Here is a 14,112-nt window from a genome sequence, read left to right on the forward strand (position 1 = left end):
AAAAGGTGGGAAGCCCTATGAAATCCATATGGGTGATAAACGGACCGAACTTAAACCTGCTCGGCTTCCGGGAACCGGGCATTTATGGTTCGCTCAGCCTGCAGGCGATCGAAGATAATTTGCGTAAACAGGCGGATCTCGCCGGTATCGGTATTACCTTCTTTCAGTCTAATCATGAGGGTGCTATCATTGACCGTATTCATGAAGCGATCGGACAGGCTGACGGCATACTCCTGAATCCGGGAGCACTGACTCACTACAGCTACGCTGTGCGTGATGCCATCAGTTCTGCCCGCATTCCGACAGTCGAGGTTCATCTCTCTAATATTCACGCCAGAGAGGAATTTCGTCATACCTCCGTCATAGCGCCTGTGGCTGTCGGACAAATCGCGGGTTTTGGCGCGGCGAGTTACACATTGGGCTTGTCGGCACTGCTGCAAGTCCTGGTCGACCAAGAAGGGTAGCTCCTATTTCGGGATAAGGGTGAGAGGAGAGTGGTTAGAATGAGTAACAAACGAGTGGTTAAATTGCGCGAACAGCTTCAAGCCAAAGGTTTGACGGCTATGCTGATTGCAAGTCCGATCAACCGCAGATATTTAACGGGCTTTACCGGTTCAGCCGGTTATGTGCTGATCACACGCGATGAGGCCTATCTGTTGACGGATTTCCGCTATATGACGCAAGCACCGCAGCAAGCCGCCGGTTTTAAAGTGGTCGAGCACGGGCCGAAAGTGATGGAGACGGTCAGGGGTCTGTTGTCTTCCGAAGGCATCACATCGCTCGGATTCGAACAGGACCATGTTACATACGGCGTGTTTTCCGCATATTCGGAACAGCTCGCGCCCATCAGCCTGATGCCGGTTTCGGGCCTTGTAGAAGACTTGCGTATATTCAAGGATGCCGAAGAGTTGAGCATTATGCAGCGGGCAGCGGATTTGGCTGATCAGACGTTCAGCCATGTCCTGACGATTCTGGCTGCCGGCAAAACGGAACGGGAAATCGATCTCGAGATGGAAATGTTCATGCGCAAGCATGGCGCAACCGCGTCTTCCTTCGACACGATCGTTGCTTCCGGCGAGCGTTCGGCGCTTCCTCACGGCGTAGCCAGCGAGCGGGTCATTCAAGGGAACGAATTCGTTACGTTTGATTTCGGCGCTCTGCTGGACGGGTACTGCTCCGATCTCACGAGAACCGTGGCGCTCGGCCGTCCTGATCCGAAGCTGAAGGAGATCTATGATATCGTGCTTGAAGCGCAGCTTCACGCACTGGATCATATTAAACCAGGCATGACGGGACGCGAGGCAGACGCTTTGGCTCGCGATATTATTTCGCGTTACGGATACGGGGAATATTTCGGCCACAGCACGGGGCACGGATTGGGCATGGAGGTTCATGAATCGCCGCGGCTTTCCAAGCTGAGCGATGACGTGCTGCAGCCCGGCATGGTCGTAACGGTGGAGCCGGGCATTTACCTGCCTGGACTTGGCGGTGTCCGCATCGAAGATGATATCGTCATCACGGAAACGGGCATTCGCATACTGACAAGCTCGTCCAAAGATTACACCATATTGTAATAATGGTTCAAAAATCGCCTTTTTGAGCTTGTGATTTAAGAAAAATGTGTACTATATTAAATAGACCGCATCCTTAGGAGGGAATCTTAGTGATTTCAGTTAACGATTTTAAAACAGGTTTGACCGTAGAAGTTGATGGCGATATTTTCACCGTATTGGATTTTCAGCATGTTAAGCCGGGTAAAGGCGCAGCTTTCGTACGTTCCAAATTGAAAAACCTTCGCAACGGCAACACCGTTGAGAAGACGTTCCGTGCAGGCGAAACGATTGGCCGCGCCATCATCGACAACCGTGGCGTTCAGTATCTCTATGCCAGCGGTCAAGAGCATGTTTTCATGGACAACGAAACTTACGACCAGTTCAGCTTGACCAGCGAGCAGCTGGAATGGGAGCTTAACTTTCTGAGAGAGAACATGAACGTTAACATCATCAGCTACCAAGGCGAGATCCTCGGGATCAACCTGCCTAACAGCGTCGAGCTGAAGGTCGTTGAAACCGAGCCTGGCATCAAAGGCAACACGGCTACCGGCGCTACGAAGAACGCCAAAGTGGAAACCGGCCTGAATGTACAAGTACCGCTGTTCATTAACGAAGACGATGTGCTTCTGATCGATACACGCGAAGGTAAATACATTTCCCGTGCGTAACATGCTATAAGCGGGACCCTTCAACGATGGACGGGGTGCCAATATCTTCTAAACCAACGCGACTCCTGTACGAATGTACGGGAGTTTTTTGCGATAAGCGGGCCCGGAAGCCTAAGTCTGTTTTCTTTTTGCCTTGAAAAGCCTTGACGGGGTGACTCACTTTCGTATTATACTGTTTTAAAGTGAGAAACCACCTGAGTACTGTTACATACCGATATTAGTGGGGAGTGAAAGAAGCATTGTCACTGTACGTCATGAAATTCGGAGGCAGCTCTGTAGGGGATACAGAACGCATGAAGCGCGTTGCCAGAAGAATTGTAGAGAAACAAGATGAAGGTCATCAATGTGTAGTCGTGGTGTCTGCCATGGGGGATACGACGGACGATTTGATTGACCAGGCAAAGCTGTTAAATGAGAATCCACCGGCGCGGGAAATGGATATGCTGATGACCACGGGGGAGCAGATATCCATCTCGCTGCTATCCATGGCGATTCACGGGCTTGGACGCAAGGCAGTGTCCTTGACCGGCTGGCAGGCGGGATTTCGCACGGAAGCCGTCCATGGTAAAGCCCGCATTACAGATATAAAGCCTGAGCGCGTGCACAAAGCGCTTGGCGAAGGAAATGTCGTCATTGTCGCGGGATTCCAGGGCATGTCCGAAGACGGAGAGATTACAACGCTTGGACGCGGGGGCTCAGATACCACCGCGGTAGCTCTTGCGGCTGCCATTCAAGCGGATGTATGTGAAATATATACGGATGTGGACGGGATATACTCCACGGATCCGCGGGTTGTCAAATGCGCGCGGAAACTGAAGGAGATTTCCTATGACGAGATGCTCGAGCTTGCCAATCTGGGCGCGGCTGTTCTTCACCCGCGTGCGGTCGAGTATGCGAAGCATAATCAAGTCAAGCTTGTCGTCAGATCCAGCTTTAATCATAACGAGGGTACGGTTGTTAAGGAGGAAACAAGCATGGAACAAGGTGTGGTTGTCAGCGGAATTGCATTCGACAAGAATGTAGCGAGAATCAGTATTCTGGGCGTAGCCGATACGCCGGGCGTTCTGGCCCAAGTGTTCGGAGAGCTTGCAAAAGAATCGATTGACGTTGATATCATCGTGCAGAGCGGCGTTCAGAACGGCGAAGCGGACTTTTCCTTTACGGTGTCCCTGGCGGATCGGGAGCGTGCGTTGTCCGTGATCGAACACATTCGCGGCAAGCTGCCGTATCGCGACGTTACCTCGGAAGACCATCTTGTGAAAGTATCGATTGTCGGCGCGGGCATGGTCAGCCATCCCGGCGTGGCGGCACAAATGTTTGACGTGATCTCCCGGCAGGGAGTCAGCATCAAAATGGTCAGCACGTCCGAGATCAAAGTATCCTGCGTCATCGAGGGAAGCAATCTCGAAGGGGTCGTGCAGGCGCTTCATACCGCGTACGGACTGGATACGGATCAGCAGGCTTCCGTAGGCGGACCGCAGGTACGCCGATAACAGGATTCAACCGTCATCATCGATATTAATAGAGTTAATCCCGGTCATTTATGGCCGGGATTTTTTGTGCTGTTCGAAAGATTCGAAGTTCCCTTCTATGAAATTGAAAAAATAGAGATAAAACGAGAGGGCCCCGCATATTTTTAATCATCACACATGTGAAGAAGGAAGAAGGAGGATATATCGCATGCTGGACAAGTTTGTCGCTAGTATGGCAACGCTTCGGATTTTCTCAGGCAGCCTTGAGATCGTCGCGGCCATCATCATGCTGCGCCTGAACCAAGTCGATAAAGCGCTTGCCGTGAATTCGGCATTGGCGTTTACGGGTCCGCTTATTTTGATTCTGACCACAACCATCGGCCTGGTGGGAATGGCAGATAAATTGTCATGGGGGAAGATCGGCTGGATATTGTGCGGCGTCTCCTGTCTCTTATACGGGGTTTTAAAAAAATGATAGATTCGCTGCATATTTTTCAGGTACAAGCATACACATGGGATATGAAGTTCTCTTATTAGAAGATGATCACAAAGGACAACCTGGGGGAAATTGATATGACATTGAATTGGTTAGACCTGTTTCCCGAAACCGTCAAACGCATGCTGCTGAACCTATCGAAAGAGCTTCTCGAACATGTGGAGGAGGTACGGATCCGGGAGGAGCGTCCGCTGGAGATCAATTCGGCGGGCAAGCATCATTTCCTGGACAGGCGAGGCGGACTCACCTTGCGGCCTGAAGAAGCGTATAAGCCGACGCGTGAAGATACCCATAGGCTGCTGGACCTTATCAGCAATCATTCCCTCTACACCATGGAAGAAGAGCTCCGAAAGGGGTTTATCACCATACCAGGGGGCCATCGGGTCGGGCTTACGGGCCGGACGGTGCTGAGCGGCGGCAGGGTGGAGCACATCCGGGATATCAGCGGATTTAATGTCCGGATTGCCAAGGAAATACAGGGAGCGGCGGACGACATCCTTCCTCATCTGCTTGACCGGAAACGGAAAAGGGTGATGCACTCGCTGATCTTATCTCCGCCCCAGCAAGGCAAAACGACGCTGCTCAGAGACCTGGCTAGACAGATCAGCTACGGCAAGTGGGGAAACTCTTCCGTGCATTGGCCGGGAATGAAGGTGGGCATCATCGACGAGCGTTCCGAGATCGCGGGTTGTTTGCGCGGCGTACCCGGATTCGATGTCGGCCCTCGCACGGACGTAATGGATGGTTGTCCGAAAGCCGAAGGGATGATGATGATGATCCGTTCGATGTCTCCGGACGTGCTCATTGTGGACGAGATCGGCCGGCCGGAGGATGCGGAAGCGGTGATTGAGGCTTTGCATGCCGGCATCAGCGTGATTGCAACGGCGCATGGCTCATCCGTTCAGGACATGCGGGGCCGGCCCGCCCTCTCGGGACTTCTGGAGAACCGGATGTTTGAAATGTATGCGGTTCTTAGCCGAACGGGCGACCACCGATCATACAAGCTGTATGACGGAGGCCAGCGAACGCTTCAGACGGCTATCAGCGGCCAGCCGGGAGGTGATGCCTATGCTTAAACTGGTCGGGGCCGTGCTCGTGCTGGGTGCAGGAACCTTAGCCGGATTCTACCAAGCCCAGCAATTCGCAGCAAGACCCAGACAGCTGCGAGAACTTATTCTCGCGCTTCAACGGCTGGAGACGGAAATCAGCTACGGCTTTACGCCGCTGCCCGACGCGCTGGAGCGAATCGGCGTTTCCCTTCGTGAACCGCTCAAATCCCTGTTGGCCTCCGCAGCGCTTTACATGAGACCCGATTACGGGTTATCCGCACAAGACAGCATCCGCAAGGCGCTTGGCGAACATTGGAGGCGAACATCGATGAAAAGTGCCGAACGTGAGGTATTGGAACAGCTAAGCGGCGTACTTGGCACCAGTGACAGACAGGACCAGATCAAACATATCGCTCTGGCCGTGGGACAGCTCAAGCATGAAGAAGCAGCGGCAAGGGATGACCAGGTCAAATATGAAAAAATGAGCAAAAGTCTGGGACTGCTCATCGGAGCATTGATCGTCATATTGATCTTTTAGCGAGGTGCCAAGGGAAATGAACATTGAAGTGAACGCGATCTTCCAGATTGCCGGTATTGGCATCATCATTGCCATGATTCATACCGTCCTGAAACAGATGGGGAAAGAGGATATGGCGCATTGGGTGACCCTCATCGGATTCGTGGTTGTATTGTTTATGGTCGTAAGGCTGCTAGACGATTTGCTGAAGGAAATCAAAAGTATTTTTCTATTCCAGTAGGTGGACATTTATGGAAATTATCCAGGTGGTAGGACTCGGCATCATCGCTACCGTGCTGATCTTGATTGTCAAGGAACAGAAACCGCTCTTTGCCTTTCTTCTCGCCGTGGCGACATCGCTCCTCATCTTCCTGTTCCTGATCGGAAAGATCGGTAATGTCATATCCATGCTGGAAGATCTGGCGGAGAATTCCGGCGTTCAGATCATCTATCTGAAGACGGTTCTGAAAATCATCGGAATCGCCTATATCGCGGAAATGGGGGCACAGATCGTTCGAGATGCCGGACAGGAATCGATCGCATCCAAAATAGAATTGGCGGGAAAAGTGCTCATATTGGTGCTCGCTGTACCGATTATCGGGATCATCATCGAGACGGTCCTGAAGCTCCTCCCGGCTTGAAAAAAGGTGGGGGACATGGTGACAGGAGCAACACTTCGAAGAGGCTTGGCCGTGTTTTGCCTACTGATCCCGATGCTGTTGCTGTCCGGATGGTTCTGCGGGACGATCGATGCGGCTGCAGCCGCCAATCCGGCCGATGAGTGGGTCGAGCAGCAGACGCAGCAGCTGCCAACGGATCAGGTCGAGAAATACTGGGACCGGCTCATGAAGGATTACGGCGGGTTCTTCCCGGATGGCAGGACGCCCTCCCTGATGGATATGCTGCTGCCGGGCGGCGACGGGCTGAGCTTCAAAGGGGTTATGTCCGGTATCGGAAAATATCTGTGGCACGAGGTGCTCTATAACGGCAAGCTGCTGGCGACCATCGTCATGCTGAGCATTATGAGCTTGATTCTAGAGAATCTACAGACGGCCTTCGAAAAAAGCACCGTGAGCCGGGTAGCCTATACGATCTGTTACATGGTTGTCCTGGTCATCGCGGTCAACAGCTTCAGCATCGCGATCGGATATGCGCGGGACGCCATCACCCAAATGATCGATTTCATGATGGCCATGCTTCCTTTGCTCTTTGCGCTGATGGCCTCGATGGGCAATGTCGTCACCGTCTCGGTGGCCCATCCGCTGGTCATATTCATGGTACATACGGTAGGCACGCTGATCAGCACGATTGTGTTCCCGCTTTTATTCTTCTCGGCTCTGCTGCATCTGGTTAGCTCCTTATCCGAAAAGTACAAGCTGACCCAGCTTGGGAATCTGCTGCGAGGGATCTCGATGGGCGTCCTGGGTGTGCTGCTTACCGTGTTCCTGGGAGTTATCTCCGTTCAAGGGCTGACCAGCTCGGTTACGGACGGCGTAACCATCCGGGCAGCCAAATACGTAACCGGCAATTTCGTTCCGGTAGTCGGCAAGATGTTCGCAGATGCGACGGATACCGTAATCTCGGCTTCGCTGCTAGTTAAGAATTCCATCGGGCTGGCGGGGGTCATCATCATTTTGTTCCTTTGCGCATTTCCTGCGATCAAGATCTTGACGCTTGCCTTGATATATAACGTCGCGGCGGCCGTCATGCAGCCGCTCGGCGATACCCCGATCGGCACCTGCCTCCAGACGATCGGTAAGACGATGCTGTACGTTTTCGCGGCCTTGGCCGCGGTGAGCTTGATGTTCTTTCTCGCCATAACGATACTGCTCACGGCTGCCAACATCACCGTCATGATGAGGTGAGGCAGATGATACGCGGCGCCAAAGCTTAGGAGGTATGACGAATGGACTGGCTTGGAGATTGGCTGAAAAGCGTCATCATGGTGGTTCTCTTTGCGGCCTTCGTTGATTTGATCCTGCCCGGGAAGGCGCTTGAACGCTACGCCAGGCTAGTCCTGAGCTTGTTGATTCTGCTTACGCTGCTCAGTCCCATCATTACATTAATCACGGATCCGCCGGAGAACCAGCTGGCGATGGAACTGGAGCGGCAGGAGAAGGGGCTGCCGGAGGAAATTCAGCTGGAGCATATCATGGCCCAGGCTGAAAAGCTCAAGGATACGCAGCAGAGTCAAAGCCTGCAATGGGCTGGCAATGAGTTAGCCAAGGTGATGAAAGAAGAGATCGCGGCTGAAACGGGGGAAGCCGTTCAAGAGGTCAAGGTGGTGCTGGCCGCGGTTGCCGGGCAGGGCAAGGAATATGCCGGCGCTGCGATACGCTCCGTTGACGTAAGGCTGGCTGGAGATGAGCCGGCGAATGCAGAGCTTGGGGAAGACGATAGAAGTCCCATCGGCGTAACGCCAGTGGATTCCGTTCAGGTGAACGTGGATTCCATGGCAGAGGAGAAGGATGGGAAGGCAGCAGTAAAAGAAAACGCAGAGGCAGTCAGCAAAGCCGAGGAAGCCAGAGCAGAACCGGTTCGGGACTACATCAGCCGCCGGTGGGATTTGGAGCCGGAGCTGATCACGATATATACGCCGGGGCAGGATCAGGATAACAAGCTGTAGCGGAGGTGAGGATGATGGGAAATTGGTTGAAGCGGTTGGAGCAGTGGCTTGGCGGAGGAGCCGGCGGAGCAAGGAAGATGCAGACCTTCAGGTGGCTGATCATACTTGGCCTGATCGGCGTCGCGATCATGCTGTTCAACTCCTTCGTCAATGTCAAGAAGCTGGATCATGAGAATATCGGCCGCGAACCGCCGCCGGATACCGCCGCGGTCTCAACGACCCAGGGGGCTGCGAGCAGCAGCGGCGGCGGTGAATTCGAAAGCATCGAGCAAGATTTCGAAATGCGCACCAAGACGATGCTGGAACAGATCGTCGGCGTCGGGTCCGTGGATGTCATGGTGACCGTGGAGTCTACGGAAGAACTGGTGGTGCAGCGAAATATGAAGGATACGCAGGAACTCACGGAAGAAACCGATGCCAACGGAGGGAAACGCCATGTTACGAGTTACCAGCGCGACGGCCAGATCGTCACTTATGATTCTTCGGGCGAAGAGACGCCGATCGTCACCAAGAAGATCAAACCTCAGGTCCGCGGCGTGCTCGTCGTAGCCAAGGGGGCCGAGAATGAAGTCGTAAAGAGCTTGATCGTGGATGCGATCCAGCGGGGTCTGAACGTTCCATCTTATCGTATATCCGTCGTCCCTCGCAAACAGGAATAACGTAAAGTCCTGCGGATGATCCGATCATTCGTGCCACAGGTTTTCAATTAAAGGAGGAAAAGTTCAAATGAATAACAAAAGACAAACCATATGGTTAGTATCCATGCTTAGTTTAATGGTCATCCTGTCCGCTTACTACTTGTTCACGGACGATTCGGGAACGAAAGCGCCGCCGGTTGCCGAGAGCACGCAGGTGGACGGTCAGAAGCCCGGCGCAGGACAGGAAGCCAATGGAACCGCAGGCGACGAGCTGGTTGTGAACGAAGTTCTCGAAGAAGGCACGGACGGAGATTCCGGAGCCAACGAGCAAGGGACAGGAACGACGGATACGGGCGTAACCGGCACGGAGGATCCTGCAGAGGCAACGCAAGGTGAGCAGGATGACCAAGGGAAAGCGGCCGGAGAAGCGGATAAGCCGCAAGAACCGGAAGTGAAGGAATCCACGGACGGAGCCGATAAATCCAAAGACGCCAGCAGCACCGGCAAGGAGGAAGCAGAGACTTCCAAGGACACCAGCAGCACGAGCGGCGAAAAATCGGATAAAGAAGTGCTGGAGGAAGTGGCAGCCAACGCAACCTCTGCAGTCGCACAGCTGGATTCCTATAAACTGGACCGCGCACAAAAAAATAATAAATTATACGATGAATTAATGACAAAAATCGACAACCATGAAAATAAACCGGAGGAAACAGCACAAGCTACCCAGCAGCTGAAAGCGGCGGAAGCGAAAGAGGAAGTCATTCTCAGCATCGAGGAAACGCTGCAGCAGCAATTCGGCAACGCCGTAGTAAAGGAAGAGAGCGAGAAATATAATGTGGTCGTTCTGAGCGAGAAACTCGATGCCAAAGGCGCGGCGGACATCGTCAGTCTTGTGATGAAGGAATTGAAGGTTTCGCCGGATAAAGTAACCGTCCAATATGTTGCGCCATAAGCTTGTCCGCAGATTTCAACATAAACCACGGATATACGATAAACCCGAAAGAGTCTAAGGATTGCCTTGGGCTCTTTCTATTTCGCTCGATTGTGATATAATACTCTAAGCTATTGACTGACTGTCCTAAGCAAGGGCTTCCAAGAAAGTGAAGGAGTGAACGTCGATCATGTTTAAATTAAACGAAATTAAGGAACTTATTAAGCTGGTGGATCAAACTTCCGTGCATGAACTGGAGATTGAGAGCGAGGGTACACGCTTATCCATTAAGAAACCCAATGCAGCCGAGGTCGTTAACAACTATCAGGCCGCGCCGCAAGCGTACATACCGGCTCAGCAAGTGATGGCACCGCAGATCGTACAGCCGAATACGGGGAATCAAGCACCTGCAGCGGCACCCCAGCAGGATTCAGCGGAGGATAGCAACAGCTCATTACATAAAATCGTATCACCGATGGTAGGAACCTTCTACCGTTCCCCATCGCCTGAGGCTGGGCCGTTTGTAAGCCCGGGGGACAAGGTGACGGAGAAATCGACGGTCTGCATCATCGAGGCCATGAAGCTGATGAATGAACTGGAAGCAGAGATCAAGGGCGAAATCGTTGAGGTTCTCGCGCAGAACGGTCAGCTTGTAGAATTCGGGCAGCCTCTGTTCCTGGTGAAGCCGGAGTAATATGGAGGGACTCGCCAAGAACGAGAGTCGTATGAGTCCGAAGGAGGTTACTGCATGACAATTCAAAAAGTGCTTATCGCGAACCGCGGAGAGATAGCAGTCCGTATCATCCGGGCTTGCCGGGAGCTTGGCATCGCAACCGTTGCCGTATACTCGGAGCCGGACCGGGAATCTCTGCACGTTCGCTTGGCGGACGAGGCCTATTGCATCGGCCCTACATTATCGAAAGACAGCTATTTGAATTTCACGAATATCATGAGCGTGGCTACGCTGACCGAGTGTGACGCGATTCACCCCGGTTACGGCTTTTTGGCCGAGAACGCGGATTTCGCGGAGATCTGTGAATCCTGCAACATTACCTTTATCGGCCCTTCCGCCGACGCGATCAACCGTATGGGCGACAAGGCGGTGGCGAAGCAAACGATGAAGGATGCGGGGGTTCCGGTTATTCCCGGGTCCGACGGATTGGTCGAGGATCTGGACGAGGCCGTCATGCTCGCACGCGACATCGGTTATCCGGTCATTATCAAAGCGACCGCAGGCGGCGGAGGTAAGGGGATTCGAATCGCCGAGGATGAGGAATCGCTGATCAAACAGATTACGAACGCCCAGCAGGAAGCCCAAAAGGCTTTTGGCAATGCTGGCGTGTATCTTGAAAAATATCTCACCGGCATGAAGCACGTGGAGATTCAGATTATCGCCGATAAACACGGCAACGCCGTGCATCTCGGGGAGCGTGACTGTTCCGTGCAGCGCCGGAGACAGAAGCTGGTTGAAGAAGCTCCTTGTCCGGTGCTAAGTGAAGAGGTACGCAGCCGAATGGGTGAAGCCGCCGTTCGCGCGGCAAAAGCGGTAAACTACTCCGGTGCCGGCACGCTTGAATTTTTGCTGGGCCAGGACGGACAGTTCTACTTCATGGAGATGAACACGCGGATTCAGGTGGAGCATCCGGTAACGGAGATGGTAACCGGCGTGGATCTGATTCAGGAAATGATCTCCGTTGCTGAAGGCAACACACTTTCCTTCAGTCAAGAGGATGTTGTCATTAACGGCTGGTCTATCGAGTGCCGGATCAATGCCGAGAATCCGGACAAGGGCTTCATGCCTGCACCGGGAACCATTCAATTCTATTTGCCTCCGGGGGGGCCCGGCGTGCGGGTGGACAGCGCGGCATATCCCGGTTACACGATTTCGCCTTATTACGATTCGATGATTGCCAAGCTCATTGTATGGGCGCCGACCCGCGATGAAGCGATCGCGAAGATGAAACGCGCTTTGGCTGAATTCGAGATTGAAGGGATCTATTCGACCATCCCGTTCCATCAGAAACTGCTGAAGCATCCTACCTTCTTGAAGGGCGACTTCGATATTAAGTTTTTGGAAGAAAATGAGATTTAAAACCTTTGGCCAAGTTTGTCATAAACTTGGCCAAATGGTATAGTATGAGTAATAAGAGCGCATGCGTTATGCAGTTCGGGTGCATCCGCTAACTTATTCTGAAAGGTGTGTTGAGACAATGGCGGAAACTTTGCCTACAGAATTTGAACGTACAGATATCGGTGAGATTCAGATTGCACCGGAAGTAATTGAAGTCATCGCCGGGCTCGCTACGGTCGAGGTACGCGGTGTTGCGGGGATGAGCGGAGGCTTTGCAGGCGGCATTGCGGAGCTGCTCGGACGCAAGAATTTATCCAAGGGCGTTAAAGTTGAAGTCGGACAACGGGAAGCTGCCGTTGACGTATCCGTCATCGTGGAATATGGCCATCGACTGCCGGAAGTTGCCGGGGAAATCCAGCGCAATGTGAAACGTTCGATTGAGAATATGACAGGGCTTACGGTGATTGAAGTCAATGTACATATTCATGACGTCCATTTCATGAAATCCGTGGAGAAGACGGAAGAATTGGATTTGGCTCAACGCGTCAAATAGAATAGTTTCAGGCTAGCCCTGGGCAGCGATGTCGAGGGTTTTAATCTAATTTAAGGAGGCTGTGCTGAATCGTGGCCAAAATCATGGACAGACTTTTGCTGTTTATCTACAGCTTAAGTATCGGTGTTATATCCGTAGTTGCCATCCTCCTGTTGAGTGGCGCTGTTCCTTACGAATTAACGAGTGTTCAGGAACAACGCCTTTTCTGGGCTGGAATTATCGTAGCTGCGGTTTTGTTTTTGCTGAGCATCCGTTTCTTCTACATCTCCGTCAGGCGCGATCGCTCGAACCTAAACTCCATCGATCAGCGAACGGAATTCGGCGATATCCAAATCTCCGTGGAGACGATCGAGAATCTCTGCTTGAAGGCGGCTTCGCGCGTCCGCGGAGTGAAGGATCTGAAATCGCGGATCAAGGTATCCCAGTCGGGTCTTGATATTGCGATTCGCGCCGTGGTTGATGGCGAGGAATCCATTCCTACACTGACTACCGAAGTGCAGAAGCAGGTGCACGACTTCGTTGAAGATACAACAGGAATACCCGTATCATCCGTATCCGTATATATTGCTAACGTGGTTCAGGCACCAAGCTTCAAGAGCCGCGTGGAATAGAGGTGAGCTTCCCAAATGCCTTGGAAAGAAATATGGGAGAGTCACAGAGGAAGAATTGCCGGGGTGGCCGGCGGGCTTGTGTGCGGACTGATTTATTTATTATCCGGTTTTTGGGATATGCTGTTCTTTGCATTAGTGGTATTTATCGGCTATATATTTGGCAAGCGCAAGGATCTGAACCAGGGCTCCATCTTCCACTTTCAGGAATGGGGACGCTGGCTTTCCGAGCGCTGGCGGCCGTTTAAATGAACCCTGTGATATGCTTTCTCCGGAAAAAATGCTGAGGACAGGTGTAGTGCGCCTTTTTTGCGGAGAGAGATATTCACAGGTTTTTTTTTGGCGTTTAATTGTTGTCAAGTCTTGACGGCAAATGGATCATACTAATTAGAAAAATGGATTCGGCAGGGTCCACAGGAGGAACATAATGAAAAGACGTGTAGCTAGAGAGATTGTCGTTCAGAGCCTTTACCAGATGGAGATGAACGAAGTCGACAGCATGGAAGCCGTGTCGATGCTGCTCTCCGAAGCGGCAGAAGAGAATGAGACCGAGCGGGTCATCGGCGACGAGGTTCAAATGAAGGAATATGTGCTGCAGCTGGTCAACGGAACATGGGAATCCAAGGATTCGATTGATGAACTCCTTGCTCATTATTTGAAAGGCTGGCAGGTAAGCCGTCTTTCCCGCGTGGATCGTCAAATCCTGCGACTGGCCGTGTACGAGCTGACTTATCGCGATGACGTGCCCGGGAAAGTGGCGGTTAACGAAGCGATCGAACTGTCCAAGCATTTCGGAACCGAGGAATCGGGCAAGTTCGTCAACGGCGTATTGGGCCGGATGATTCAAGAGCTGGATCAAGTCAAGGTGAAGCTCCGTCAGTCCTAAATCTACACGCATGTTCATGGCCAGCTTGAAACGTAATGATTCAA

General features: G+C 52.5%; 19 protein-coding genes. All 19 read left to right on the forward strand.

The window, feature by feature from the left end; all coding sequences use genetic code 11:
* The first annotated feature begins 17 nt into the window (after positions 1–17).
* Positions 18–464 (forward strand): type II 3-dehydroquinate dehydratase, encoded by a 447-nt coding sequence (gene aroQ / locus M1D70_RS10730; protein WP_119849077.1) that lies wholly within the window; start codon positions 18–20, stop codon positions 462–464.
* A 39-nt stretch (positions 465–503) separates the two neighbouring features.
* Positions 504–1,574, forward strand: coding sequence for a M24 family metallopeptidase (locus tag M1D70_RS10735; RefSeq protein ID WP_456289846.1), 1,071 nt, complete (start codon positions 504–506; stop codon positions 1,572–1,574).
* Between the two features lie 89 nt (positions 1,575–1,663).
* Complete coding sequence (efp, locus tag M1D70_RS10740; RefSeq protein ID WP_009591242.1) at positions 1,664–2,221, forward strand: elongation factor P; 558 nt, start codon at positions 1,664–1,666, stop codon at positions 2,219–2,221.
* A gap of 239 nt (positions 2,222–2,460) precedes the next feature.
* Entirely contained in the window at positions 2,461–3,714 is a 1,254-nt protein-coding gene (locus tag M1D70_RS10745) for an aspartate kinase (RefSeq protein WP_015734447.1), read from the forward strand.
* A gap of 187 nt (positions 3,715–3,901) precedes the next feature.
* Positions 3,902–4,168: a YqhV family protein gene (locus M1D70_RS10750; RefSeq protein ID WP_015734448.1), complete on the forward strand. Its 267-nt coding sequence runs from the start codon at positions 3,902–3,904 to the stop codon at positions 4,166–4,168.
* A 98-nt stretch (positions 4,169–4,266) separates the two neighbouring features.
* On the forward strand, positions 4,267–5,265 hold the full coding sequence (spoIIIAA, locus tag M1D70_RS10755; RefSeq protein ID WP_009591247.1) for a stage III sporulation protein AA: 999 nt from the start codon (positions 4,267–4,269) through the stop codon (positions 5,263–5,265).
* A complete protein-coding gene (gene spoIIIAB, locus M1D70_RS10760; RefSeq protein ID WP_009591254.1) occupies positions 5,258–5,776 on the forward strand; it encodes a stage III sporulation protein SpoIIIAB in 519 nt (172 codons plus the stop codon). The genes spoIIIAA and spoIIIAB overlap by 8 nt, the downstream gene beginning before the upstream one ends.
* Positions 5,777–5,792: 16 nt before the next feature.
* Positions 5,793–5,996: a stage III sporulation protein AC gene (gene spoIIIAC / locus M1D70_RS10765; RefSeq protein WP_007129715.1), complete on the forward strand. Its 204-nt coding sequence runs from the start codon at positions 5,793–5,795 to the stop codon at positions 5,994–5,996.
* Between the two features lie 10 nt (positions 5,997–6,006).
* Positions 6,007–6,396 (forward strand): stage III sporulation protein AD, encoded by a 390-nt coding sequence (spoIIIAD, locus tag M1D70_RS10770; RefSeq protein WP_009591272.1) that lies wholly within the window; start codon positions 6,007–6,009, stop codon positions 6,394–6,396.
* A 15-nt stretch (positions 6,397–6,411) separates the two neighbouring features.
* Positions 6,412–7,620, forward strand: a complete 1,209-nt coding sequence (spoIIIAE, locus tag M1D70_RS10775; RefSeq protein WP_456289847.1) for a stage III sporulation protein AE — start codon at positions 6,412–6,414, stop codon at positions 7,618–7,620.
* Between the two features lie 41 nt (positions 7,621–7,661).
* On the forward strand, positions 7,662–8,381 hold the full coding sequence (spoIIIAF, locus tag M1D70_RS10780; RefSeq protein WP_456289848.1) for a stage III sporulation protein AF: 720 nt from the start codon (positions 7,662–7,664) through the stop codon (positions 8,379–8,381).
* A 14-nt stretch (positions 8,382–8,395) separates the two neighbouring features.
* Positions 8,396–9,040 carry a stage III sporulation protein AG gene (spoIIIAG, locus tag M1D70_RS10785; RefSeq protein ID WP_090910975.1) on the forward strand — a complete coding sequence of 215 codons (645 nt, stop codon included), beginning with the start codon at positions 8,396–8,398 and terminating at the stop codon, positions 9,038–9,040.
* 67 nt (positions 9,041–9,107) lie between these two features.
* Positions 9,108–9,971: a SpoIIIAH-like family protein gene (locus tag M1D70_RS10790; RefSeq protein WP_456289849.1), complete on the forward strand. Its 864-nt coding sequence runs from the start codon at positions 9,108–9,110 to the stop codon at positions 9,969–9,971.
* Positions 9,972–10,140: 169 nt separating this feature from the next.
* The gene (gene accB, locus M1D70_RS10795) at positions 10,141–10,644 is read left to right on the forward strand and encodes an acetyl-CoA carboxylase biotin carboxyl carrier protein (protein ID WP_009591273.1); all 504 of its coding nucleotides are present in this window, start codon (positions 10,141–10,143) and stop codon (positions 10,642–10,644) included.
* Positions 10,645–10,698: 54 nt separating this feature from the next.
* Entirely contained in the window at positions 10,699–12,042 is a 1,344-nt protein-coding gene (accC, locus tag M1D70_RS10800) for an acetyl-CoA carboxylase biotin carboxylase subunit (protein WP_009591252.1), read from the forward strand.
* 118 nt (positions 12,043–12,160) lie between these two features.
* Complete coding sequence (locus M1D70_RS10805; RefSeq protein ID WP_009591235.1) at positions 12,161–12,574, forward strand: Asp23/Gls24 family envelope stress response protein; 414 nt, start codon at positions 12,161–12,163, stop codon at positions 12,572–12,574.
* Positions 12,575–12,645: 71 nt separating this feature from the next.
* Complete coding sequence (amaP, locus tag M1D70_RS10810) at positions 12,646–13,185, forward strand: alkaline shock response membrane anchor protein AmaP (RefSeq protein WP_100536239.1); 540 nt, start codon at positions 12,646–12,648, stop codon at positions 13,183–13,185.
* 15 nt (positions 13,186–13,200) lie between these two features.
* The gene (locus M1D70_RS10815) at positions 13,201–13,434 is read left to right on the forward strand and encodes a DUF2273 domain-containing protein (RefSeq protein ID WP_009591264.1); all 234 of its coding nucleotides are present in this window, start codon (positions 13,201–13,203) and stop codon (positions 13,432–13,434) included.
* Between the two features lie 175 nt (positions 13,435–13,609).
* Entirely contained in the window at positions 13,610–14,068 is a 459-nt protein-coding gene (gene nusB, locus M1D70_RS10820) for a transcription antitermination factor NusB (RefSeq protein ID WP_009591251.1), read from the forward strand.
* Positions 14,069–14,112: the final 44 nt, after the last annotated feature.

Source organism: Paenibacillus sp. AK002 (assembly GCF_053903045.1).

Coding starts and splice junctions, on each gene's coding strand:
- accC (WP_009591252.1), top strand. CDS start 10,699: ATGACAATTCAAAAAGTGCTTATCGCGAACCGCGGAGAGATAGCAGTC.
- spoIIIAC (WP_007129715.1), top strand. CDS start 5,793: ATGAACATTGAAGTGAACGCGATCTTCCAGATTGCCGGTATTGGCATC.
- M1D70_RS10750 (WP_015734448.1), top strand. CDS start 3,902: ATGCTGGACAAGTTTGTCGCTAGTATGGCAACGCTTCGGATTTTCTCA.
- M1D70_RS10735 (WP_456289846.1), top strand. CDS start 504: ATGAGTAACAAACGAGTGGTTAAATTGCGCGAACAGCTTCAAGCCAAA.
- accB (WP_009591273.1), top strand. CDS start 10,141: ATGTTTAAATTAAACGAAATTAAGGAACTTATTAAGCTGGTGGATCAA.
- spoIIIAG (WP_090910975.1), top strand. CDS start 8,396: ATGGGAAATTGGTTGAAGCGGTTGGAGCAGTGGCTTGGCGGAGGAGCC.
- spoIIIAA (WP_009591247.1), top strand. CDS start 4,267: ATGACATTGAATTGGTTAGACCTGTTTCCCGAAACCGTCAAACGCATG.
- spoIIIAB (WP_009591254.1), top strand. CDS start 5,258: ATGCTTAAACTGGTCGGGGCCGTGCTCGTGCTGGGTGCAGGAACCTTA.
- M1D70_RS10790 (WP_456289849.1), top strand. CDS start 9,108: ATGAATAACAAAAGACAAACCATATGGTTAGTATCCATGCTTAGTTTA.
- spoIIIAE (WP_456289847.1), top strand. CDS start 6,412: ATGGTGACAGGAGCAACACTTCGAAGAGGCTTGGCCGTGTTTTGCCTA.
- nusB (WP_009591251.1), top strand. CDS start 13,610: ATGAAAAGACGTGTAGCTAGAGAGATTGTCGTTCAGAGCCTTTACCAG.
- spoIIIAD (WP_009591272.1), top strand. CDS start 6,007: ATGGAAATTATCCAGGTGGTAGGACTCGGCATCATCGCTACCGTGCTG.
- M1D70_RS10815 (WP_009591264.1), top strand. CDS start 13,201: ATGCCTTGGAAAGAAATATGGGAGAGTCACAGAGGAAGAATTGCCGGG.
- aroQ (WP_119849077.1), top strand. CDS start 18: ATGAAATCCATATGGGTGATAAACGGACCGAACTTAAACCTGCTCGGC.
- spoIIIAF (WP_456289848.1), top strand. CDS start 7,662: ATGGACTGGCTTGGAGATTGGCTGAAAAGCGTCATCATGGTGGTTCTC.
- M1D70_RS10805 (WP_009591235.1), top strand. CDS start 12,161: ATGGCGGAAACTTTGCCTACAGAATTTGAACGTACAGATATCGGTGAG.